At 80.2% G+C, this 1,308-nt stretch carries 1 protein-coding gene; it reads left to right on the top strand.

The window, feature by feature from the left end; genetic code table 11:
• Nucleotides 1-1,145: beta-ketoacyl reductase (locus ABZY91_RS42075; RefSeq protein ID WP_355409542.1), on the top strand; the 1,145-nt coding region annotated here is incomplete at its 5' end.
• Nucleotides 1,146-1,308: the final 163 nt, after the last annotated feature.

The following is a 1,308-nucleotide window of genomic DNA, read 5'->3' on the forward strand; positions in this document are numbered from 1 at the left end:
GCGGGTACGACCTGGTCGCGATGGTGCGGGTGCGGCGACACGACGACCTCGCCGAGGTGATCCCCGGCCGGCTCAACAAGGTGGTGGACGCCGTCGTGCACGCGGCGGGCGTCAGCCGGGACGTGCCGCTGGCCGCCGAGGACGCGGACCACCTGCGCGCCGTGGCGGCCGGCAAGGTCGACGGCGCGGTGCACCTCGACGCGCTGCTGCCGGACGTGCCGCTGATCGTCTTCTCCTCGATCGCGGGTGTCTGGGGAAGCGCGGAGCAGGCCGCCTACGCGGCGGCGAACGCGGCGCTGGACGCGCTCGTCGAGCGGCGCCGGGCGCAGGGCCGGCCCGGGACGGCGATCGCCTGGGGGCCGTGGGCCCGGATCGGCATGGCGGCCGACGACGAGGTCGCCGACCGGCTCCGGTTGCGCGGGCTCACCCCGATGGCGCCGGACCGGGCGCTGGACGCGCTCGGCGTGGCGGTCGGCGCCGGCGACGCGTCGGTCACCGTGGCCGACGTGGACTGGGCGCGCTTCGTCCCCGTGTTCTCCACCGCGCGGCCCCGGCCGCTGCTCACCGGCCTGGCCGCCGACCCGCTCACGGACGGACGGCCCGGCGCGGTCCCCGCCCGCGGGGACGTGGCCGGGCAGCTGGCCGCCCGGCTGGCCGAGGCCGCCCCGGCGGAGCGGGAGCGGATCCTGCTGCGGCTGGTCCGGGACGAGGCGGCGGCCGTGCTCGGCCACGCGTCGGGCGCCGCGGTGGCGCCGGAACGGGCCTTCAACGAGCTCGGCTTCGACTCGCTCACCGCCGTCCAGCTGCGCGACCAGCTGATCGCCGCCACCGGACTGCCGCTCTCGCCGACGCTCGTCTTCGACTACCCGAACGCCGAACGGCTCGCGGGCCACCTCGGGGAGTCCCTCGCGCCCGTGCCGGAGACGGTGGACCTGCCCGACGAGGAGATCCGGCGGGCGCTCGCAGCGATCCCGGTCGAGCGGCTGCGGGAGTCCGGGCTGCTGCCCAGGCTGCTGCGGCTGGCGCCGGTGGAACCGGCCCCGACGCTTCCGGGGCCGGGCGCGCCCGCCGAGGACCTCGACGCGATGGACGTCGAGGAGCTCATGCGGCTCGCGCTCGGCTCCGCCGCCCCCGACGAGGACTGACGCCCCGGCGCCCGTACCCGCAACCCCCGCCCCCTGCCCGGGGGACCCCGCCCGGGGGGGGGCGGCCCCCCCCCGGGCCCCCCCCCCGGCGCCCCCCCGCCCCGCCCGCCCGCCGGCCCCCGCCCCCGGGGCCCAGCCCCCGCGCGGGGGCCCCCGGGCCCCC

This window comes from Kitasatospora sp. NPDC002965 (genome assembly GCF_040611255.1).
Classification (GTDB): Bacteria; Actinomycetota; Actinomycetes; order Streptomycetales; family Streptomycetaceae; genus Kitasatospora.